The organism is Serratia sp. UGAL515B_01 (assembly GCF_033095805.1).
In the GTDB taxonomy this organism is placed as follows: Bacteria; Pseudomonadota; Gammaproteobacteria; order Enterobacterales; family Enterobacteriaceae; genus Chania.
In genome coordinates this window covers 1,132,236-1,153,390 of the sequence record NZ_CP109901.1, presented here as the reverse complement: position 1 = coordinate 1,153,390, position 21,155 = coordinate 1,132,236, and the positions used below count along the sequence as shown (strand labels likewise).

The window sequence follows — 21,155 nt, the reverse complement described above, 5'->3', positions numbered from 1 at the left end:
AGGGGGATGGCGATCTGTATCTTAGTGCAGATCCGCGTTATCAAAATTAAACGAGGTATCTGGCATCACGTAAAAACCGCTTAGTTGTTTATTACTGGCAGAGAGTAGACGTTCAGTCGCCAAGAAAATCCAAGGAGCATCCGCCCAAATGCGATCCTGAGCATCTTTATATAATGCCTGTTTTTTCTCACGGTCGGTGGTTGCCAGTGCATCCGTTAAATCCTTATCCACCTGTGAGTTGCTGTAAAATGCCGTGTTGAACTGTTTTGGCGGTGCTGCCTGGGTAGAGAATAACGGTGAAAGTGCCCAATCGGCTTCACCGGTCGAAGCCGACCAACCGGTGTAAAACAAACGTACACCGGTATCTTTCACTCCTACACTTTCTACCTGCGCCGCACGCTGACCAGCATCCATAGCCGTCACCGTCACTTTTACTCCAACCTGCGCCAGCTGCTGCTGGGCGAACTGCAGAACTTTCTGCGCAGTGCTGTGGTTATGGGAAGACCACAACGTAGTCGTAAAGCCGTTCGGGTAACCCGCTTCTTTGAGTAATTCACGGGCCTTGGCAGGATCGTATGGCCATGGGTGATAACGAGTAGCAAAGTCAATTGCCGGAGGTACCGGGCCCTCCGCCGGCACAGCGAAACCAGAGAATGCCACCTTGATCAGTGCATCTTTGTTAATCGCATAGTTCAGCGCCTGCCGTACTTTTGGGTCATCAAACGGTTTCTGCGTTACGTTTATACTGATATATCGCTGCAGGATCGACGGTGCAGCCACGAGGTCCAGCTTGCTATTTTTTCCTAATACGCTGGCCTGCTCATAGGGGATCGGAAAAGCAAAAGTCGCCTCGCCCGTTTGTAGCATTGCAGCACGCGTGTTGTTATCCACCACTGGGCGCCAAGTAATGCTATCCAACTTCGGTAAGCCCGCTTTCCAGTAACCGTCAAACTTCTTCACCTTAACAAAGTCAGTCTGCTTCCAGATTTCAAACTGATAAGGGCCAGTGCCCACCGGATGAAAACCGATCTCTTTACCATATTGTTTAAGTGCTGCCGGGGATATCATCACCGCAGCAGGGTGCGCAAGATTGTTGATAAATGCTGAAAACGGCGCTTTTAATACAACTTTTACCGTTCTCGGATCAACAACTTCAGTTTTATCGATCATTCTGAACAGATTATACCGCTTGAGGTGATTGTCCGGATTACTGGCACGATCAAGATTAACTTTCACCGCTTTGGCATCGAACGCAGTACCGTCGTGGAACCTCACTCCCGGATGAAGTTCGATAGTATAAGTCAGCCCATCCTGACTCACTTTGTACCCATCCGCCAACACGTTAATCAGCTTCATATCTTTATCAAAACCAAACAATCCTTGATAGAAGGATTTTGCCACTGCCTGCGATAGAGTGTCGTTAGCATCATAAGGGTCTAACGTGGTGAAATTGGAGGCAACGGCGATCACCGCATCTTTGGCTGCCCAAGTGGGGCCAGCGGTAGCTATCAACAAAACAGCAGCCAAAACATTACGCTTTAATGTGTGCTTGGTCATATTGTTTTTCTCTCCTGAGACAAGGCTAAAAGGCACCGGCGATCGAGTGGTAGGCCACAAAATGTCCCGGTCCAACCTGTACTAAAGGTGCGATAAAAGGTTCGTCACCCAGCATGCGTATCGGGCTGGGAATTTCATCAGCCAGCAGTGGCTGACGCTTGTAAACATGGATAGGATTGACCACAGGTACTGCCGCCATCAGCTTACGGGTATAGGGATGCTGTGGTCTTTCGAACACCGCACGGCGTGGACCAATCTCAACGATCTGACCAAGATACATCACTGCCACACGGTGGCTGATTCGCTCTACCACTGCCATGTCATGAGAAATAAATAGAAAGGCGATACCCAACTCACGCTGTAAATCAAGCAGCAGGTTAACTATTTGCGCCTGTATAGAGACATCCAGTGCCGAAACGGCTTCATCAGCAATCACCACTTTGGGATTGAGTGCCAGCGCACGGGCAATACAGATACGCTGGCGCTGACCACCTGAAAATTCGTGCGGATAACGCCGCGCATGTTCCGGCTTCAACCCGACTCGTTCCAAGAGCCAAGCGACTCGTTTTTCAGCTTGCTCACCCCGGGCAATATTGTGCACCAGCAGCGGCTCCATAATGGAAAAGCCAACGGTCAGACGAGGGTCAAGAGAAGCATAGGGGTCTTGAAAGATGAATTGAATATCACGCCGTATACGCTGTAAGGCTGAACCTTCTAACGTATTGATTTGCTCACCATCGAAAGTGATAGTACCGCGTTGGCTATCTACCAGCTTTAATAATGATCGGCCTGTGGTGGATTTACCGCAGCCTGACTCCCCTACCAAACCAAGCGTTTCACCAGGATAGAGTTCAAAGCTGACATTTTCTACCGCATGAACGCGGCGTGTGACACGATTAAAGATACCGCTTCGCAGGTCAAAACGAGTCACCAGACCTTCTACCTGCAAAATTGGGGCAGCTCTGGCAGGGATTGTATCTTGTGGATATTCCTGATCATTGCCCCCAGACAAAGGGAATTTAGCAGGGAAGTCTTTTTCAGCCATTGCCCCCAACTGCGGTACCGCAGCCAATAGAGCCTTCGTATAAGCCTGCTGTGGTGCAGCGAATAGCGAGCGTACGCTCCCCTGCTCGACCTTTTTACCTTGGTGCATAACCAGCACCCGATCGGCAATCTCTGAGACAACCCCCATATCGTGGGTAATGAAAATCACCGCCATCTGCATTTCTTGCTGTAATACGCGGATCAACTGCAAGATTTGTGCCTGAATAGTCACATCAAGCGCTGTTGTAGGCTCATCAGCAATCAATAGCGCTGGCTTGCATGACAGTGCCATAGCGATCATTACCCTCTGGCGCATCCCCCCAGAAAGCTGGTGTGGATAACGTTGCAGCACCTCCTTTGCTTCAGGAATTCGAACCAGATCAAGCATATTCAACGCTTCGCGTTTGGCGTGCCGATGATCCATCCCCTGGTGCAACCGTAACGATTCGGCGATTTGCTCACCCACGGGAAAAACCGGGTTCAGCGAAGTCATCGGTTCCTGAAAGATCATCGCCATATCGGCACCACGTAAAGTACGCAGAGTATTCTGTTTGGCCTTAGCCAGATCAAGGATCTGACCATTGCGACGGCGAAAAAGCATTGTGCCGTTGGTTAGTTCACCGCCACCTTGCTCCACCAAACGCATCAGGGCCAGAGAGGTCACCGATTTTCCTGAGCCAGACTCCCCAACAATCGCCAAAGTTTCACCACGATCAACCTCAAAGGTCAACTGACGAACCGCTTCAACAATGTCTCCTTCCTGACGGAATTGTACACTCAAGTTTCTCACCGCCAATACACGCTGTGGCGGTAACAACAATTCGCTCCGTGCCTGTGACAACATGACGGTATCGGTCATAACAGCTCCAGTTAAACATTTAGCGATAGATACCGATGGAAGGGAATACCGGAGTGACCAATAAAGGGGCACGGTGCATCCCTGCATAGCGATGGCTGATTGCCAAAATGATTTCGACTATATTTAGCCCAGCAGTTGATGTAAAGCATAAACTAACCGACTTACTGGCATTAAGCATAACCTACTTAGAATATTTTATGCCTTGTAAAGGCTTAAGTTATATCTTAATGCCATGCAAACACCACTGGCAGTGACTTCAATATCATGTAAGGCATGAGGTCAAAGGTTCGAAGCACGCTCACAGAGCACTAGCCAGCCTAAAGGGTAAAAAAGCATTGCACATTCTCCCCTCTGGCGTTATCTGCCATAATAGCCGCACTTTGCCGAACAATTCGCGCACGCTGATTACGGAGTTTTCCCTATGGACCATTGCCATACTTCTGACCTTATCTCCCTTGAGCAGGCACTAGAGAAAATGATTTCGCAGATATCGCCCTTGCAGCAGAGCGAATCCATAGCGCTGTCCCTTGCTGCCGGACGTATTACCGCCGAACCTGTCATTTCCCCCATCAATGTACCTCCCTTTGCTAACTCAGCAATGGATGGCTATGCGGTTCGCATTGCCGAATTGAATGCCAATGTGCCCATGCCCGTGGCGGGGAAAGCCTTTGCCGGAGCCCCATTTACCGATATTTGGCCACCCCATAGCTGCATACGCATTATGACCGGTGCCCCCATTCCGTTTGGTGCCGACGCGGTGATTATGCAAGAACAGGCAGAAGTAGGCGAAGCCGGTGTGCGGTTTAATAGCCCCGTGCACTCTGGGCAAAATATCCGTTTACCCGGTGAAGACATTCTCAAAGGAAGCAACGTGCTCACAGCCGGCGTAAAACTCGGTGCAGCACAGCTCCCTTTGCTGGCATCACTGGGCGTTGCTGATGTTCAAGTGATACGTAAACTGAAAGTTGCGCTGTTTTCTACCGGAGATGAACTTCAACCGATCGGGAAACCATTGCAAGATGGGCAGATTTACGACACCAACCGCTTTGCGGTGCGACTGATGTTGGAACAATTGGGTTGTAACATCATCGATCTGGGCATTATCCCCGACGATCAAGCCGCCTTGCGCGCTGCCTTTCTCAAAGCGGACAGCGAAGCTGACGTGGTTATCAGCAGCGGCGGCGTCTCTGTAGGCGAAGCAGACTATACCAAGCAGATGCTCGATGAACTTGGTAACGTTAGCTTCTGGAAGCTGGCAATCAAACCCGGTAAACCCTTTGCTTTCGGTAAACTTCAACATGCCTGGTTCTGTGGTCTGCCCGGTAACCCAGTTTCTGCAGCACTGACTTTTTACCAATTGGTGCAGCCACTGCTCGCCAAGCTCGCAGGGCATTCAGAGTGGCATCTGCCAGCACGTCTTAAAGCTCGTGCACTGACACCATTGAAAAAATCACCAGGCCGCCTCGATTTCCAACGCGGCATCTTCAGCCGAAACGCTGAAGGCGAGCTGGTGGTGAGTACTACCGGTCATCAAGGTTCACACGTGTTCAGTTCTTATAGCCAGGGCAATTGTTTTATTGTGCTGGAACGGGAACGTGCCTCGGTGACTACGGGGGAGATGGTAGAGATCGAACCTTTCAATTCGCTGCTGAGGAGCTGAATATGCTGCCGGAATTAACCGATGCGGAGATGCTGCGTTATAACCGCCAGATCGTGTTGCGCGGCTTTGATTTTGAGGGTCAGGAAAAGCTCAAAGCGTCGCACGTGCTGATTGTCGGGCTTGGTGGCTTAGGTTGCGCTGCAGCCCCTTACTTGGCGACGGCTGGCGTCGGCCATCTGACATTGGTTGATTTCGACACGGTTTCACTCTCCAATCTGCAACGGCAGATCCTACACCGGGATGCACGTCTTGGTATGTCGAAAGTGGAATCATCACGCATTGAGCTTAACGCGATCAATCCGCATATCCAAATCGATACCGTTGATGGTCAATTGGATGATGAGCAACTGGCAGCACAGATTGCAACCTGTGACGTCATATTGGACTGCACCGATAATGTTATTACACGCGAGAGGCTAAACCGCCTCTGCCATGCACAACCTAAACCACTGGTTTCAGGGGCCGCTATTCGCATGGAAGGCCAATTAAGTGTGTTTACCTATCAGCCAGAGGAACCCTGTTATCGATGTTTGAGCAGGCTGTTCGGTGAGAATACGCTTACCTGTGTCGAAGCTGGCGTAATGGCACCGTTGGTCGGTACTATTGGCAGTCTGCAGGCAATCGAAGCCATTAAATTACTGACCGATTATGGCCAACCGCTGGTGGGTAAACTGCTGATGTTTGATGCCATGAGCATGCAGTTTCGCGAAATGAAACTGCCGAAAGATGCACACTGTGAAGTGTGTAGCAAACCTGCCCTCTCTCACCAAGGCCCATTCCCGAAGGACATTGATACGCTAACGCGATGAGATACCGGCCCTCCCCACATGGGAGAGGGCCTGAGGATCATTGAATACCCTGGCTACGCAGGTAGTCTTCGTAGTTGCCAGTAAAGTCGATCACTTTGTTCGGGGTGATCTCCAAAATGCGAGTCGCCAATGAACTGACAAATTCACGGTCATGAGAAACAAAGATCAGCGTCCCTTCGTACATTTCCAATGCCATGTTCAACGACTCGATGGATTCCATATCCATGTGGTTGGTTGGCTCATCCATAATCAGAATATTTGGACGCTGCATCATCAGTTTACCGAACAGCATACGGCCTTTCTCACCACCAGAGAGCACTTTAACGCGTTTTTTAATATCGTCTTGGCTGAATAACAAACGCCCTAAGACGCTGCGAACTGCCTGCTCATCGTCTTTTTCCTGCTTCCACTGGCTCATCCAGTCGAAAACGGTCAGCGTATCATCGAACTCATATTCGTGATCTTGTGCGTAATAGCCGATCTTGGCGTTTTCAGACCATTTGACGCTGCCGTTATCTGGCTCCAGGTCACCCACCAATGTTTTCAGTAACGTTGATTTACCGATACCGTTGGCACCCAAAATAGCGATTTTTTCGCCAACTTCAACCATCAGGTTGAGCTTGCTGAACAGTGGACCACTATCGAAACCTTTGGTAAGCGCTTCAACTTCAAGAGCGTTGCGGAACAGTTTCTTGTCCTGTTCAAAACGGATGAACGGGTTCTGACGGCTAGAGGCTTTCACCTCTTCCAATTGGATCTTGTCGATCTGACGGGCGCGTGAAGTCGCCTGCTTGGATTTAGACGCGTTGGCGCTAAAACGGCTGACGAAGGACTGGAGTTCGTTGATCTGAGCTTTCTTCTTGGCGTTATCAGCCATCAGACGCTCACGCGCCTGGGTTGCAGCCGTCATATACTCGTCATAGTTACCCGGATACACTCGCAGTTCGCCGTAGTCCAGATCCGCCATATGAGTACAGACCATATTGAGGAAGTGACGGTCGTGCGAAATGATAATCATAGTACTGTTACGTTCGTTCAGTACCTGTTCCAACCAGCGGATGGTATCGATGTCCAGGTTGTTAGTCGGTTCGTCGAGCAGCAGAATTTCAGGATCGGAGAACAGCGCCTGTGCCAACAGAACACGCAGTTTGAAGCCGGGTGCGATCTCGCTCATCGGGCCATAGTGCTGTTCTACCGGGATGCCAACACCAAGCAGCAGTTCACCGGCACGAGCTTCTGCGGTATAACCGTCCATCTCGCCATAAGCAACCTCAAGATCGGCCACTTTATAGCCGTCCTCTTCGCTCATCTCTGCCAAAGCATAGATGCGATCGCGCTCTTCCTTCACCGCCCATAGCTCGGTATGGCCCATGATCACCGTGTCGAGCACGCTGAACTGTTCAAAGGCAAACTGATCCTGACGCAATTTACCCAAACGCTCGTTAGGATCCAGGAAGACGTTACCGGCACTCGGTACCAGATCGCCACCCAGAATTTTCATAAAGGTAGATTTACCGCAGCCGTTAGCGCCGATCAAACCATAGCGGTTACCGCCACCAAACTTGACTGAGATGTTTTCAAACAGCGGCTTACTGCCGAACTGCATAGTAATGTTGTTAGTGCTTAACACAGCGCTCGCTCTTAATTTCGTTAGGAATGTGATTTGGCGCGCATTATGCCATAACGGCAGTAAGAGATCGCAGAGATTTTTGGTTGTTTTTTAAACAATCGTAAAATACCTAATTGGTGCCAACTCGACAGCCACACTCTGATCTTCCCCGGTCAGCATAAAAGCACTAAAGTTACGTTTTTACTCTGTCTATTTAAGACCTCAGCTAACCAAGTTAACGCTTGCGTAACCTGCCATACAAGCCTATTATCAAAGAACATTCTTGGATTATTATCACTCCATTTATTGTAAACTGAATGACGCAACTGCCGGAGAATTCAAACAATGGATCGCACCAATATCATTCATGACTTGCTGGACTGGATCGAGATACACCTTGAGCAGCCGTTGCTGCTGGATAATGTGGCGGCGAAGTCAGGTTACTCCAAATGGCACCTACAACGTATGTTTCGCAGCACGACCGGCTATGCTCTTGGCAGCTACATTCGTGAACGCCGCCTGTCGAAAGCAGCACACGCGCTACGTGCTTCCCAACGTTCCATTCTAGACATAGCTCTGCAGTTCCGCTTTGATTCCCAGCCTTCATTTTCACGGGCATTTAAAAAGCAGTTTGGTAAAACACCCGCTGTCTATCGCCGCAGTGCGCGGCAAGATGCAACTAGCCAAAAAACACCAAGCATTATTCCCTTGCTCGGTTATCGCCATGGTTCACCAGGCTTACACTTACTCTACAACCGCAAGTGTTTGGACGAAAACTGTGCAGTTTGGACCGGCCAGGGGCAATAAGCTGAAGAATCCAAGCTACTGACCCTCATTACCCCATACTAGAAAACTGACTTAATTGTACTCGAGGGTGAAGGTCGCAATAGACTTTAGCTTCCCGCCTTTTATTTTCGATCTGGTTTGGTAATAGCGAGCCTTGATTGGAAAAGTGAGGGTATTAGTCTGGTTGGCGATAGTATATACCCCGCGTAAATTGAGGCGCCGCTTTTAATTGGCATTAAATCATTACCGTTCAGTAACCTCAGGCATCCCCTCATGTTTCAATTTTAACATTTGATTTTAGAATGCACTCGGGACGTTAATCTGGGAGCCCGTCAGTCTGACCTTTCATCCTTTGCTGATTCTGTCTTCGGTGCCAATATGCACCTGAAACGCCTTCGGTCTCTTAGCAAGGCAGCTACCGGCGTTATCGAAAGTGGTTCACTCGCCATTCATGCCATCGGCTCCGGCCTTGCTCTGGCAAACCTGCCAGCAGGCAGAACTGAAGGGGCTAGCACCAGGCCAAATAACGAATACAGTCAACACCCAGAAACGTGAAATATAACAAGTATAGATAATGACAAAATCAAAGGGCGGGGGAACACCCCCTGCCCTTTTCACACCGTATTTTGTCCCACATGCCCTACTCTCTGATTATTTGTACAATTCTGCTGTGCCATAAACCTGGTTATTAACAGTAACCGAAGTAATACGGTAAGCAGTGGCTCCATGACGTTGAGCATCTGCCACAATCATGCGTTCAAAATCATCCAATGTTGTTGCTTGAGATGAGACTGCCCCGATTTTTTGTAGCCCTTGAGCCGCCGCAGCTGTCACTGGCGTTGCGGCAAAAGCTGCATTTGTGGCGCAAGTAAGCACTAAGAATAACATGATATTTTTCATGATAACCTCTCTTATTAGGCTCTATCCCTTAATTGAGCCTGAGGTGGCACAACGGGCAATTGAGGAACACAGCCTAGTTTTGATAATCACAAAAAGTGATTACTATTGGTGATAACGCCTGATTATTGACTCATGCTATCTTTAGCCATCGAGTCTTTCTTCATGCCGTCATGTTTCATCGCATCCTTACCCATGTGCTCTTTATCCATACCGTCATGTTTCATCGCATCCTTACCCATGTGCTCTTTATCCATACCGTCATGCTTCATTGCATCCTTGCCCATGTGCTTTTTATCCATACCGTCATGCTTCATTGCATCCTTGCCCATGTGATCTTTTTTCATGCCATCTTTGGCCATCCCCTCATGGGACATTTGCCCCATATCGTCTTTTTTCATCGCGTCTTGGCTCATGCTGTCTGCCGCATGGGCTCCTGTAACACCCAACATCAGAGCACTACACATCATCATTGCAAATAACTTTTTCATGGTTTTTCCTTCTCTTATTGAAAGGCACTAAGCGTGCCGTAAGCTCTGTCCCTTAATTCGCCATCACGATTCTATTAAGGGACACAGCCTGATATTGTTCAACAGCAGTTAACTGCCGCCGAACCAGTTATAACCTTGGTCTTCCCAGTAACCGCCGGAGAAATGATTAGTCACCTCGATGGCTTGAATATGTTTCGGATTCTTGTAGCCAAGCTTGGTCGGCATACGCAGCTTCATTGGGTAACCATACTTACGCGGTAGAATTTGTCCGTCGTAAGTCAGTGCCATAATGGTTTGCGGATGCAGTGCAGTGGCCATATCAATACTAGTGTAATAATCATCAGCACACCTGAAACTGATATAACGGGCATTCAGATCTGCACCAATAGCTCGCAGGAAAGCAGCAAACGGTACGCCCCCCCATTTACCGATTGCACTCCAGCCCTCAACGCAGATATGGCGTGTAACCTGACTGATCTGGGTCATTTGGTGTAATTGTGCTAGCGTCCAGGGCTGCTTATGCAACACTAACCCTGCCACCTCCAACCTATAATCATCACCATTGATATCGGGTGCCTCCTCCTCACTATAAAATGCGTTGAACGGGAAAGGCCGAGTGATCATTGATTCCGGGTATACGGGCGCCAAATGATCGGCATTGAATAGCCAGCCTTGTACCCGATCGTTAAAGCGTGAAATACGGTTCAATGCCTGCTCCACATGGGTGTTGTCACTCAGATCACAACCGGTGAGCATGGTGATCCCGCCTAATGTCAAGCCATTGCGTAAAAAGCGGCGGCGTGATGAGGATGCCAGTTGGCTAGCAAGCAAACGCTGTGCTTCCTTCACGATATCCTGGCTTTCGCTCAGACTTATGGGTTGCTTTTCCGATTTCATCAACGTCTCCTCATCGACCACGCAACATGGCAAGCAAAGTCCTCGGCACCAAGGCCACCATGATTAAATGTATCGCCACAAATCCAACCAAAGCCGTCATGGCAAAAAAGTGGATATAACGCGCAGTTTCATAGCCCCCCAGCAGAGTACGCAGCAGCGGAAATTGCACTGACTTCCACATCACCAGGCCGGAAACAACCATCATGATGCTGGCGACAATGACGAACAGATACATACCCCGTTGCACCATGTTGTAATGACGTAAATCAGCATGTTGTAATTTGCCACGCAACGCCGCCCACATATCGGCAAAAAACTGTCGCGGGCTAAGGGGCCAAAATTTGCGTTTAAAGCGGCCACTGCACAGATTGACCAACAGATAGAGCAGGCCATTGATACCAAACAACCACATCCCCGCAAAGTGCCATTGCAATGCGCCACCCAACCATCCACCGAGCGTGAGTTCGTTCATAAATCTAAAGTTAAACAGGGGTGAAGCGTTATAAATACGCCAACCACTGGTCACCATGATCAACATGGCCAGGGCATTTAACCAGTGTGTGATCCTGAGCCAAAGCGGATGAATCACTACCGATTTTTCTGGCGTCATGGACATGCTCATCACTTCTCTCCTTGACCATAATAATTTGCACCCTTCAAGTATTAGTGCAATCAGTTCCCGAAGGCCTCACGCAAAGTTAAATAAAATGTGATAACTCGGCAGGTAGGGGTTGTGTAGACTTAAGCAAGGCCAGTCAATCGCGGTGGGAATAATGAACATGGCAAAACGAATCTTGATCGTTGAGGACGACAGTAATATCGCTGAACTCTTGCAGCTACATCTTCGCGATGAAGGATACGACATCAGTCACGCTGCCGATGGGGAGCTTGGCATGGCAATGCTGGAACAGGGTGGATGGGATGCGTTGATACTCGATCTGATGTTACCGGGCATTGATGGCCTTGAGATATGCCGCCGCGCCCGCAGCATGGCACGTTATACGCCGATCATCATCACCAGTGCCCGATCCAGCGAAATTCATCGGGTATTGGGCCTTGAATTAGGTGCTGACGATTATCTTGCCAAACCTTTCTCTATGCTTGAGCTGGTCGCACGGGTCAAAGCGCTGTTCAGACGCCAAGAAGCGATGACGCGTAACCTGCGTATGGACGCAGGAACATTAAATTTTGATGGGCTGACCATCGATCCTATCGCGCGTGAAGTTTTTCTAAACCAACACCCCGTAGAACTCACACCACGAGAGTTTGATCTACTCTACTTTTTTGCACGTCACCCTGGTAAGGTTTTTTCCCGCTTAAGCTTATTAAATCAGGTCTGGGGTTATCAGCACGAGGGGTATGAACATACCGTTAATACCCATATCAACCGCCTGCGGATCAAAATTGAACGCAACCCTGCGGAGCCTGAGCACATACTCACCGTGTGGGGTTTGGGGTATAAATTCGCCGCTTCGCCGCAAGAGTGAATCATGAAAAATCTCACACTAACACAACGTCTGACTTTAGTTTTTGTTCTACTCCTGCTGATGTGTTGCACCATCTCCGGCGTGCTGCAGGTGCGCAGCAGCACACAATATAGCCAAGCGGTGATCCAGCGGCTTTCCGCAAATCTGGCAAAACACATCGCCATCAGCAACCCGTTACTGAGTCAGAAAGGCTGGAATAATGAGTCTGTTAATACTCTCTTCAGCCAATTAATGGCGGTAAATCCGAGCGTAGAAGTTTACCTGCTGGACAAGCAAGGCAATATTGTCGGTAATGCGGCACCACCCGGGCGTCTGAAACGCCAGAAGGTCGATCTGTCACCGATACACGCCTTACTCACAGGGGAGAAAATGCCAATCTATGGTGACGACCCCCGCGACAAAAATACCGGGAAAGTATTCAGCGTTGCCCCGCTAAAAGTAAATGATGAAATCGAAGGTTATGTTTATGTTGTTTTACTGGGGGAAAACTACGCGGTATTAGCCAATAGCGCACAGGCCAACTCTGCGATCTACTCGGCACTGTGGTCAATGGGATTAGTGGTGCTATTTGGTTTGGTGGCGGGCATTTTTGCTTTTCGCTGGGTTACTCGCCCGATACGCCGGCTGACTCAACAGGTCGTGGCGCTGGACAGTAATGGTATCGTCGCCCTGCAAGCCTATGCTAATGCCCCACTAGACAGTAATCGTCGCGATGAAGTAAGCCTATTGCAACAAGCATTCCGTAGCATGGCACAACGTATTGCCGAGCAGTGGCAGACGCTTTCACAGCAGGATCAACAGCGCCGTGAGTTTATCGCCAATATTTCTCATGATTTGCGCACCCCACTAACCTCGCTGCACGGTTATCTGGAAACGCTCTCGGTGAAATCATCCAGCATGACAGAAACCGACCGCCAGCGTTATCTGGAGATCGCCCTGGCACAAAGCCTTAAGGTGGGCCGATTGGCTCAGGAATTATTCGAACTGGCACGGCTGGAATACGGCGTGGTAAAACCCCAGAAGGAAGCTTTCTCGCTTAGTGAACTCGTGCAGGATGTGTTCCAAAAATTCGAATTAGCTACCGTTGCGCGCCAGCAGCGGCTGCATGCCGATATACAATCTGGGCTGCCGTTGGTGAATGCCGATCTCAGTATGATAGAGCGGGTACTCACCAATCTGCTGGATAACGCTATCCGCCACACGCCACAAGGTGGCGAGATCGAAGTTCATCTTTGGCCACAAGAAAATAAAGTAATGGTACAGGTAAATGATACCGGGCCTGGCATTCCGCAGGAATTGCGTTCAGGTCTGTTTATACGCCCATCAATTCTGAACAATGCGCGTCGCCATGCAGGAGGATTAGGTCTGATGATTGTGAAACGTATTCTGCAGTTGCACGGCAGCGATATCACGCTGGTGGAGCAAGCGCAGGCCGGAGCCTGTTTCCGTTTTTCGGTTCCCGTCTATTAAGCTGTGTTCTTTAATTGCAGTAGTCGCGGCGCAGAGCTAAAAACCAGCCATCAAGCCCGGTATCCGTTCATCCGAGCTTTTGGAATACGGCTCACGAGGCTGGGGGAATTTAAATGGACACCACCTACCATCCAAGGTCTATTTTATAGAAAAAGACTTATATCAACGCAGTGAGTAACGAGATGTTTGCCTGCATAATCGTCTCTCTAGCCGTTTCCGGCAGGTTTTCATCCGTAATAATCACATCAAATACCGAGATTGGCAGCGCCAGATAAGTCGCTACCTTGCCGTATTTAGAAGTATCACTTAGCAAAATACAACGGCGGCTGGCTTCAACAATGGCTTTTTTAACCCCCACCTTATCCTCGTTGGGGGTTGATAACCCTCGCATGCTCCAGGAAGAAGCGGAGATAAATGCCAGATCGATAAACAAATTACGCAACGCATGAGCCGCAGCCGCACCGACACAGGAGCGGTTTTCACGGCATACTGTTCCCCCGGTGTGGATCAACTTGCACTGGCTGCGTTCAAGCAAATATGCCGCGATCACAAAGTCGTTGGTTACGACAGTGATATCGGAACGCTCAGCAATGTGTCGAGCCAGTGCCAGCGTCGTCGTCCCTGCATCCAGATAGATGCAGCTATGAGCAGGGACCTGTTGCGCAGCCAGACGCCCAATAGCCTCTTTCTGCTGGCTGAACATCCCCTCTTTGTCCTGATGCGATGGCTCAATAGCGATACGTTCGGCTGACTGCACACCGCCAGAGACGGTCAGTACCGCCCCCTGCTCTTCCAGCTTTTGCAGATCGCGCCGAATGGTCATATGGGATACCCCTAACCTTTCTGTCAATTCAGCAATACTGATCACACCGCGTTCAGACACCAGTGCCAAAATTTGTTGGTGACGCTCAACAGGTATCACAGGCCCCTCTCTATAACATAATGATAATAACTGTGATTTTACGTCAATTTTCGTGCAATGAAAGAGTCGTTCTTAAATTACACAATTATAAATATACATAAAAAACAAATAATTAATAGATTACAGGCAGTTTACTTAAAACCTTAATTGTTAAAATATGTGAAGACGATCACCAAATAAATGGCTGTAAACGCTTATATTTAACACAACAAAACAAATAATCACTAAAATTAACAGGCGGACATCATGACACAATCAGAAAACTATTCAGTTTGTATCGTCGGTTTAGGCTCGATGGGCATGGGTGCTGCAAAATCCTGTATCAAAGCAGGGTTGACTACTTACGGTATCGATCTCAATCCACAAGCGTTAGCCACGCTTAAACAAGCAGGCGCTAAACAGGCTGCTACCAGCGCTGATAGCTTTGCCGGCGAGCTGGATGCCGTGGTGCTGTTAGTGGTCAATGCAGCACAGGTGAAAACCATTCTCTTCGGGGATAACGGCTTGGCTGCACGGTTAAAAACCAATACCCCTGTTATGGTCTCTTCCACCATCTCCGCTGCCGACGCCAAAGAGATCGAACTAAAACTGAAGGCATATAACCTGCCCATGTTGGATGCCCCCGTTTCAGGTGGTGCCGCCAAGGCCGCAGAGGGTGAAATGACAGTGATGGCTTCAGGAAGTGAGAGCACCTTCGCACAGTTGCAGCCGGTCTTGGATGCCGTAGCCGGTAAAGTTTACCGCATTGGCGAAGAGATAGGTTTGGGAGCAACGGTCAAAATCATTCACCAATTGCTGGCTGGCGTTCACATTGCTGCAGGCGCAGAAGCGATGGCACTGGCCGCACGCGCCGGTATCCCATTAGACGTCATGTACGACGTTGTTACCCACGCAGCAGGTAATTCTTGGATGTTTGAAAACCGTATGCGTCATGTGGTCGACGGGGATTACACACCAAAATCTGCCGTCGATATCTTCGTCAAGGATCTTGGGTTAGTTGCCGATACGGCCAAAGCGCTGCACTTCCCTCTGCCGCTAGCCTCTACTGCATTCAATATGTTTACCTCGGCCAGTAACGCAGGTTATGGCAAAGAAGATGATAGTGCCGTCATCAAGATTTTCGCTGGTATCGACCTGCCTAAAAGTAAGGAGAACGCATAATGCTGCTCGGCGTAATTGCAGACGATTTTACCGGTGCCACCGATATCGCCAGTTTCCTGGTGGAAAACGGTTTACCGACGGTGCAACTCAATGGCGTACCGCAAGACGACGCTCTAGTGGATGCGCAGGCAGTCGTAATCAGCCTGAAATCACGCTCCTGCCCTGTCGAGCAAGCAGTAGAGCAATCATTACAGGCTCTTGCATGGCTACAGCGTCAGGGGTGCCGCCAGTTCTACTTTAAATATTGCTCCACCTTCGACAGCACCGCCAAAGGCAATATCGGCCCCGTCACTGATGCCCTGCTCAACGCTCTAGGCGAACATCAAACGGTGATCTCGCCCGCACTGCCGGTTAATGGACGCACGGTATATCAAGGCTATCTGTTCGTCATGGATCAGTTACTGTCAGAATCGGGTATGCGTAATCACCCGGTCACGCCAATGAAAGACAGCAATCTGTTACGGTTGATGGAGGCACAAGCATCTGGGCGTTGCGGGCTGGTTAATGCTGCGGAGATGGATCGCGGTGCTGGCGCAGTGCAGGAAAAACTTCAGCAATTAGCACAGCAGGGTGTGCGATACGTAGTATTGGATACCCTCAATGAACAGCACCTGCTCACTCAGGGCGAAGCATTAAAAACCATGAAACTGGTCACCGGGGGTTCCGGATTGGCGATAGGTATTGCGCGTCAATGGGCGCAAGCGGGGGGAAAGAAAGCGCAGGCTGCCGGAGCACCACAAGGTGACAAAGCCGTGGTGCTATCCGGTTCCTGCTCACTCATGACCAACAAGCAGGTTGCACGTTATCGCCAGCAGGCGTCAGCGCAAAGCATCGATGTGGCACGCTGCATCAATGCAAACGAACGCAGCGCCTACGCCGCCGAGCTGAGTGCCTGGGTAGCACAACATTCGGGTGAATTGTTAGCTCCCCTGCTGTATGCCACTGCCGATCTACAAAACCTGCAACAAACTCAGCAGCAATATGGCACTGAAGCCGCCAGCATGGCGGTGGAGTCTCTGTTTGCAGAAGTTGCCGAACGTTTGCAACAGTTGGGTTTCAGCCGCTTTATTGTTGCTGGCGGTGAAACATCGGGCGTGGTAACGCAGGCACTAGGGATCCGTGGTTTCCACATTGGACCATGCATTTCTCCTGGTGTCCCTTGGGTACGAGCCCTCGAGCAACCTGTATCACTGGCCTTGAAATCGGGTAATTTCGGCGATGAGAACTTCTTTGCCAGAGCACAAACGGAGTTCCCTGTATGACAATGACCGCTGAACAACACCAAATTGCCGAATGGCAGGCTAGAGAAGAGATGGTAAGTTTGGGTGCCTCTTTTTTTCAACGCGGCTACGCGACCGGTTCAGCAGGCAACCTTTCGCTGTTGCTCCCGGATGGCACGCTGTTAGCCACCCCGACCGGTTCCTGCCTTGGCGAATTACAGGCAGATAGGCTGTCGAAGGTGACGCTGAGCGGCGAATGGATCTCTGGTGATAAACCTTCGAAAGAGGTCAGTTTTCACCGTGCGCTTTACCAACACAACCCGGCTTGCAAAGCGGTAGTCCACCTGCATTGTACTTATCTCACCGCACTCTCCTGCCTACAGGGGCTGGATACGGAAAATGCCATCAAGCCGTTCACTCCTTATGTGGTGATGCGCGTCGGACAGATACCTGTGGTGCCTTACTATCGCCCAGGCGATCCTCGGCTGGCGGAGGATCTGGCTAAACTCGCCCCTGCTTATAAAGCCTTTCTGCTCGCTAATCACGGGCCGGTTGTCACTGGCGAGAGTTTGCGCGAAGCCGCGAACAACACTGAAGAAATGGAAGATGCGGCCAAGCTGATTTTTACCCTCGGTGACCGCCCTATTCGCTATTTAACCGAAGATGAAATTGCCGAGTTACGGAGCTGAACAATGCCTAAATTTGCTGCCAATTTATCAATGATGTTCACCGAACTGCCGTTTTTGGAGCGTTTTTCGGCCGCTGCTGCGGCTGGATTTAGTGCGGTAGAATTTTTATTTCCCTATGACTATTCCGCGGATCTGTTAGCTGAAAAGCTTCGGCAAAACAATTTGCAGCAGGTGCTATTCAATACCGCACCCGGCAACGTCAGCGATGGCGAGTGGGGGTTGGCGGCAATACCGGGCCGCGAACAGGAAGCGCGTGCAGATATTGACCGTGCCTTGGAATATGCCATTGCTCTGCAATGCCCCAATGTTCACGTGATGGCTGGCGTTGTGCCACCCGGTGAAGATATTGCCCGTTACCGGGAAACCTTCATCACCAATCTTCGATACGCTGCTGATACCTTTGCCCACCACGGTATCAAGGTGATGATCGAAGCACTCAGCCCGCAGGTGAAGCCCAACTATCTGTTTTCAAGCCAGCATCAGGCGGCAGAACTGGTTACGGCCATCGAACGTTCAAATGTGTTCATCCAGTTCGATTTTTTCCACGCCCAGTTGGTGGATGGCAACATCAGTCATTTACTCAAGTCACTCGCCGGGCGCTACGCCCATATCCAGATAGCCTCGGTGCCCGATCGCAGCGAACCTGACGACGGCGAACTGAATTACCCGTGGCTCTTCGCTCTGCTGGACAAAATAGGTTATCAGGGATGGATAGGCTGTGAATATAAACCCCGTGGCGAAACGTCTGCGGGACTGGGTTGGGTGAAACCCTACCTGTAATAACGCTGCACCAACACCAGTAAAAATATCAAAACTAAACGCACCCGTATCGCCTTTGGGCGATCGCGGTGCCAAACGCTTAACTGAATAAAGGCTATACCATGTCTACTTCTATGCTTCTTATCATTGCCCTGTTAGGGGTGGTGTTGCTTCTGCTGATGGTGATCAAGGCGAAAGTTCAGCCCTTCGTTGCTCTACTGGTCGTCAGCCTGTTGGTAGCGCTAGCGAGCGGCATCCCGACAGGAGAGGTCATGAAAGTTATGACCGCCGGGATGGGCGGCGTACTTGGCTCTGTGACTATTATCATCGGCCTTGGCGCTATGTTGGGGAGAATGATCGAACATTCAGGCGGTGCAGAGTCTTTAGCACAGCGTTTCAGTGTTGCGCTAGGGCCCAAGCGTACTATTGCCGCACTGACGAGCGCCGCATTTATCCTTGGTATTCCGGTATTCTTTGACGTCGGCTTTATCATCCTAGCACCGATCATCTATGGCTTTGCCAAAGTGGCAAAAGTGTCCCCATTGAAATTTGGCCTTCCTATGGCAGGTGTGATGCTGACCGTGCACGTTGCCCTGCCACCACATCCTGGCCCGGTAGCTGCCGCAGGACTACTGAGTGCAGATATTGGTTGGCTGACCATCATCGGTCTGGCTATTTGTTTACCCGTAGGGGTTATCGGTTACTTCGCAGCAAAATACCTCAACCGCAAGACTTACCCTCTCTCCATTGAGGTATTGGAACAGTTGCAGCTGGCATCACCAGAACCGGCCTCCGAAGGTAAAGCCCACCTGAGCGATCGGATTAACCCACCGAGTGCAGGGTTGATCGCTGCACTGATTGTTATTCCTATCGCGATTATTATGCTCGGCACCGTTTCAGCGACCTTGTTGGAGCCTGGTTCAGTGCTACGCGATACCTTGGCGCTCATCGGTTCTCCCGCTGTCGCTCTGATGATTGCTTTGTTACTGGCCTTCTATTTTCTGGCGATCCGCCGTGGCTGGAGTCTGCAACACACCAGCGATGTGATGGGAGCTGCATTGCCTACAGCAGCCGTAGTGATCCTGGTAACCGGCGCAGGCGGGGTATTTGGTAAAGTACTGGTGGAGTCGGGCGTGGGTAAAGCGCTGGCGGATGTGCTAACGACGATTGGTCTACCGCTCATTCCCGCGGCATTTTTTATCTCACTGGCACTCCGTGCATCACAAGGGTCCGCCACCGTGGCAATCCTGACAACTGGCGGGTTACTTTCCGAAGCGGTCACTGGCCTTAATCAAATGCAATTGGTATTGGTAACGCTCGCTACCTGTTTTGGTGGATTAGGTTTATCTCACGTTAATGATTCTGGTTTCTGGATAGTGACCAAATACCTTGGCCTTTCTGTCGCTGACGGCCTGAAAACTTGGACTGTGTTGACCACTGTACTCGGCCTGAGTGGTTTTCTGTTCACCTGGTTGTTATGGCTGGCTGTCTGACTTTTAGTGTAACGTAGACATATGGATGTACGATACAAGTCCCCAAGGAAGGGGGCACGGCTGTCGGCGTTCCTCGTCATTCTCACCAGCCAAAAGCGTGATGTGTAGCGGTATTAAGAACACCTATTTAGTGAGAGTCACTCACTCTTTTTTCAGACGAAAAAAATCCGCCAAGATAAGGCGGATTTTAAGTTTGACGACAAAGTGATTTTTTAGGCTTAACGTACCGAGGGTACACTCTCCTTGATATCTGGCTTTGTCAGCAGTCTAATTTTCGAGTATGGCAGTCAAAAACAACGGCACAGTACTGAATATTAGAAGCGGTAACCTACGCCAACGTTCCAAGTGCCAACATCAACACTGCGGATACGGCTCTGCTCGTAGCCTACATCAAATGCAACCTGCTGCATCGGATTAAACTGCAGGCCAGCACCATAGCTGAAACCATAATCGTCGTTGCTGCTGTTATTCAAGACACCTTGATTGCTCGTCGTAAATTTGCCGTAGCCGAGGCCGATCACACCGTAGATGCTTGCCCAGTCGTTGATGCGGTAAGCAGGACCAGCGGTAATTCCGCTGTATTGTGCTTTGCTGTAGAACCCGTTATCAGAACCGTTCTTTGTCAGATAGGTGAAAGAACCAATCACACCCAACGGGTTGTTGTCGAATTCGTAGCGGTATTTCAGGTTGAAACCTTCGGCTTTGTTGACAACACCTTGGAAATCACCCATCGCATAGCCACCGGATACTGTGCTCTCACCAGCAAATGCGCTACCTGCGGTAACAGCTAATACACAAGCTGCAACTGCGGAAAGACGTACAAATTTTTTCATAACCACCTCAAACGCGATTTATTATAAAAGTACATCAACTTTTTGATGCGCCGACAACATAACAAAACCAGCCTCAATAACTGCTTTTCCGGTAAGAAAATAAATTTTCACATCGTGCAATTTTAAATTACCAGAACAATTAATCGAACCAATTTTATTATATTCTCGTCCTCAGCCTACTCTTTTTTGTGACAAAAATCACTTTTACTGTATGCAGATAAGTCTCAAAAAGCAGAATCTTTGTCTATTAGAGCAATCTTTGTGCAAAAATTTAACAAACTCAACGTTAGATGTGTTTTTGGTCAAAACCTTGCCATCAATTCATTTACACTTTGAGCCTATCCTAAATAGGCGTTATTGGTGCAGGCAGCTTGCTAGATAAGGACAGCGCTCAGAAACCATCGCGTACAGGTAGTATCGCTTCGTTCTCTCTTCAAGCGTTCAAAAGCTAAAGCCTTTGACATAATGCAACCCAAGACCCAAATAACCGTTGAAATAGCCTAAGATAGGTA

The 21,155-nt window shown here is 49.7% G+C and carries 20 protein-coding genes; 11 read left to right on the top strand and 9 right to left on the bottom strand.

Going from position 1 to position 21,155, the window contains the following annotated elements; all coding sequences use genetic code 11:
• Positions 1 to 21: 21 nt before the first annotated feature.
• Positions 22 to 1,557 (bottom strand): glutathione ABC transporter substrate-binding protein GsiB, encoded by a 1,536-nt coding sequence (gene gsiB, locus OK023_RS05390; protein WP_317695631.1) that lies wholly within the window; start codon positions 1,555 to 1,557, stop codon positions 22 to 24.
• 25 nt (positions 1,558 to 1,582) lie between these two features.
• Positions 1,583 to 3,460 carry a dipeptide ABC transporter ATP-binding protein gene (locus tag OK023_RS05385; RefSeq protein WP_317695629.1) on the bottom strand — a complete coding sequence of 626 codons (1,878 nt, stop codon included), beginning with the start codon at positions 3,458 to 3,460 and terminating at the stop codon, positions 1,583 to 1,585.
• A 421-nt stretch (positions 3,461 to 3,881) separates the two neighbouring features.
• On the opposite strand from OK023_RS05385, the gene moeA reads away from it, so the two are divergent.
• Both moeA and moeB read left to right on the top strand, forming a co-directional pair.
• Positions 3,882 to 5,120, top strand: a complete 1,239-nt coding sequence (gene moeA / locus OK023_RS05380) for a molybdopterin molybdotransferase MoeA (protein WP_317695626.1) — start codon at positions 3,882 to 3,884, stop codon at positions 5,118 to 5,120.
• A 2-nt stretch (positions 5,121 to 5,122) separates the two neighbouring features.
• On the top strand, positions 5,123 to 5,929 hold the full coding sequence (gene moeB, locus OK023_RS05375; protein WP_317695624.1) for a molybdopterin-synthase adenylyltransferase MoeB: 807 nt from the start codon (positions 5,123 to 5,125) through the stop codon (positions 5,927 to 5,929).
• Between the two features lie 37 nt (positions 5,930 to 5,966).
• Here moeB and OK023_RS05370 read toward each other — a convergent pair whose 3' ends face one another.
• On the bottom strand, positions 5,967 to 7,559 hold the full coding sequence (locus OK023_RS05370; RefSeq protein ID WP_317695622.1) for an ABC-F family ATPase: 1,593 nt from the start codon (positions 7,557 to 7,559) through the stop codon (positions 5,967 to 5,969).
• A gap of 324 nt (positions 7,560 to 7,883) precedes the next feature.
• On the opposite strand from OK023_RS05370, the gene OK023_RS05365 reads away from it, so the two are divergent.
• Positions 7,884 to 8,345, top strand: a complete 462-nt coding sequence (locus OK023_RS05365; RefSeq protein WP_317695620.1) for a helix-turn-helix domain-containing protein — start codon at positions 7,884 to 7,886, stop codon at positions 8,343 to 8,345.
• Positions 8,346 to 8,702: 357 nt separating this feature from the next.
• A complete protein-coding gene (locus OK023_RS05360) occupies positions 8,703 to 8,879 on the top strand; it encodes a hypothetical protein (RefSeq protein ID WP_317697851.1) in 177 nt (58 codons plus the stop codon).
• 96 nt (positions 8,880 to 8,975) lie between these two features.
• Here OK023_RS05360 and OK023_RS05355 read toward each other — a convergent pair whose 3' ends face one another.
• The 4 genes from OK023_RS05355 to OK023_RS05340 all read right to left on the bottom strand — a co-directional run bounded on the left by OK023_RS05355 (position 8,976) and on the right by OK023_RS05340 (position 11,231).
• Complete coding sequence (locus tag OK023_RS05355) at positions 8,976 to 9,224, bottom strand: DUF1471 domain-containing protein (RefSeq protein WP_317695618.1); 249 nt, start codon at positions 9,222 to 9,224, stop codon at positions 8,976 to 8,978.
• A 122-nt stretch (positions 9,225 to 9,346) separates the two neighbouring features.
• Positions 9,347 to 9,712 (bottom strand): pentapeptide MXKDX repeat protein, encoded by a 366-nt coding sequence (locus OK023_RS05350; RefSeq protein WP_317695615.1) that lies wholly within the window; start codon positions 9,710 to 9,712, stop codon positions 9,347 to 9,349.
• 108 nt (positions 9,713 to 9,820) lie between these two features.
• On the bottom strand, positions 9,821 to 10,609 hold the full coding sequence (locus tag OK023_RS05345) for a molybdopterin-dependent oxidoreductase (RefSeq protein ID WP_317695612.1): 789 nt from the start codon (positions 10,607 to 10,609) through the stop codon (positions 9,821 to 9,823).
• A gap of 10 nt (positions 10,610 to 10,619) precedes the next feature.
• Positions 10,620 to 11,231, bottom strand: coding sequence for a cytochrome b/b6 domain-containing protein (locus OK023_RS05340; RefSeq protein WP_317695610.1), 612 nt, complete (start codon positions 11,229 to 11,231; stop codon positions 10,620 to 10,622).
• Between the two features lie 151 nt (positions 11,232 to 11,382).
• Here OK023_RS05340 and OK023_RS05335 point away from each other — a divergent pair, with 151 nt between their 5' ends.
• Positions 11,383 to 12,096: a response regulator transcription factor gene (locus OK023_RS05335; RefSeq protein WP_317695608.1), complete on the top strand. Its 714-nt coding sequence runs from the start codon at positions 11,383 to 11,385 to the stop codon at positions 12,094 to 12,096.
• Positions 12,097 to 12,099: 3 nt separating this feature from the next.
• Entirely contained in the window at positions 12,100 to 13,566 is a 1,467-nt protein-coding gene (locus OK023_RS05330; protein ID WP_317695606.1) for a HAMP domain-containing sensor histidine kinase, read from the top strand.
• A 157-nt stretch (positions 13,567 to 13,723) separates the two neighbouring features.
• Here OK023_RS05330 and ygbI read toward each other — a convergent pair whose 3' ends face one another.
• Positions 13,724 to 14,488, bottom strand: coding sequence for a DNA-binding transcriptional repressor YgbI (gene ygbI, locus OK023_RS05325; protein ID WP_317695604.1), 765 nt, complete (start codon positions 14,486 to 14,488; stop codon positions 13,724 to 13,726).
• 246 nt (positions 14,489 to 14,734) lie between these two features.
• On the opposite strand from ygbI, the gene ltnD reads away from it, so the two are divergent.
• The 5 genes from ltnD to OK023_RS05300 all read left to right on the top strand — a co-directional run bounded on the left by ltnD (position 14,735) and on the right by OK023_RS05300 (position 19,810).
• Positions 14,735 to 15,649 (top strand): L-threonate dehydrogenase, encoded by a 915-nt coding sequence (gene ltnD / locus OK023_RS05320; RefSeq protein ID WP_317695601.1) that lies wholly within the window; start codon positions 14,735 to 14,737, stop codon positions 15,647 to 15,649.
• Positions 15,649 to 16,911, top strand: a complete 1,263-nt coding sequence (gene otnK, locus OK023_RS05315; RefSeq protein ID WP_317695597.1) for a 3-oxo-tetronate kinase — start codon at positions 15,649 to 15,651, stop codon at positions 16,909 to 16,911. Before ltnD ends, otnK begins: the two co-directional genes overlap by 1 nt.
• Before the next feature lie 23 nt (positions 16,912 to 16,934).
• Positions 16,935 to 17,558 (top strand): aldolase, encoded by a 624-nt coding sequence (locus OK023_RS05310; RefSeq protein WP_317697504.1) that lies wholly within the window; start codon positions 16,935 to 16,937, stop codon positions 17,556 to 17,558.
• Between the two features lie 3 nt (positions 17,559 to 17,561).
• The gene (locus OK023_RS05305; RefSeq protein WP_317695595.1) at positions 17,562 to 18,338 is read left to right on the top strand and encodes an HPr family phosphocarrier protein; all 777 of its coding nucleotides are present in this window, start codon (positions 17,562 to 17,564) and stop codon (positions 18,336 to 18,338) included.
• A gap of 101 nt (positions 18,339 to 18,439) precedes the next feature.
• Positions 18,440 to 19,810, top strand: coding sequence for a GntP family transporter (locus OK023_RS05300; protein ID WP_317695593.1), 1,371 nt, complete (start codon positions 18,440 to 18,442; stop codon positions 19,808 to 19,810).
• Positions 19,811 to 20,124: 314 nt separating this feature from the next.
• On the opposite strand, the gene ompX is transcribed toward OK023_RS05300, so the two are convergent.
• Positions 20,125 to 20,643 (bottom strand): outer membrane protein OmpX, encoded by a 519-nt coding sequence (gene ompX, locus OK023_RS05295; protein ID WP_317695591.1) that lies wholly within the window; start codon positions 20,641 to 20,643, stop codon positions 20,125 to 20,127.
• Between the last annotated feature and the right edge of the window lie 512 nt (positions 20,644 to 21,155).